The organism is Nocardia tenerifensis NBRC 101015, assembly GCF_000308715.1.
Taxonomy (GTDB): domain Bacteria; phylum Actinomycetota; class Actinomycetes; order Mycobacteriales; family Mycobacteriaceae; genus Nocardia; species Nocardia tenerifensis.
The window spans coordinates 1-842 of the sequence record NZ_BAGH01000445.1 but is presented as its reverse complement, the minus strand read 5'-3'; the positions used below and the strand labels follow the sequence as shown (position 1 = coordinate 842).

General features: G+C 63.2%; 1 protein-coding gene. It reads right to left on the bottom strand.

Annotated elements, in window-relative coordinates:
- On the bottom strand, positions 1 to 842 hold an 842-nt coding region (locus ON39_RS33880), incomplete at both ends, for an acyltransferase domain-containing protein (protein ID WP_040740329.1).

Genomic DNA, 842 nt, shown 5'->3' with positions numbered 1-842 from the left:
TCTCGGTTTCGGGTCGGTCGTGGCGCAGTGTGGTGATCGCGTTGGTGGGTAGGTGGGGGATCAGGGTGCTGCCTGGCCCGATTTCGAGGAAGGTGGTGTGTCCGTCGTTGAGGGTGGTGATGGCGTCGGTGAAGCGGACGGTGTTGCGGGCGTGGTTGATCCAGTGTTGGGGGTTGGTGTGGTCGGTGGGTTGTCCGGTGAGGGTGGAGATGAGGGGGATGGTGGGTGGTTGGTAGTGCAGGGTGTTGAGGATGGTGTGGAATTGGTCGTGGATTGGTTCGATGAGTGGTGAGTGGAAGGCGTGGGAGACGCGGAGCCAGGTGGTGCGGTGGCCGGGTAGTTGTTCGGCGATGGTTTGTAGTGTTTGTTTGTCGCCGGAGAGGACGAGGGAGTTGGGGGAGTTGATGGCGGCGATGGCGATGGTGTGTTCGTGTTCGGTCAGGAGGGGGAGGATGTCGTGTTCGGTGGTGTTGATGGCGAGCATGGCGCCGCGTGGGGGTAGTGATTGCATGAGGCGGGCGCGGGCGGTGATGAGTGTGGCGGCGTCGGGGAGGGTGAGGGCGCCGGCGATGTGGGCGGCGGTGATTTCGCCGATGGAGTGTCCGGTGACCGCGGTGGGTGTGATGCCCCAGGATTCCCAGAGTCGGTAGAGGGCGACTTGGACGGCGAAGAGTGCGGGTTGGGTGTATTGGGTTTGGTCGAGTAGGTGTTGGTCGGTGCCGAAGATGATGTCGTGTAGGGGTTGTGGGAGGTGCAGGTCGAGTTGTGTGCAGGTGGTGTCGAAGGCGTCGGCGTAGGTGGGGTAGGTGTCGTAGAGTTCGCGGCCCATGCCGAGGCGTTGG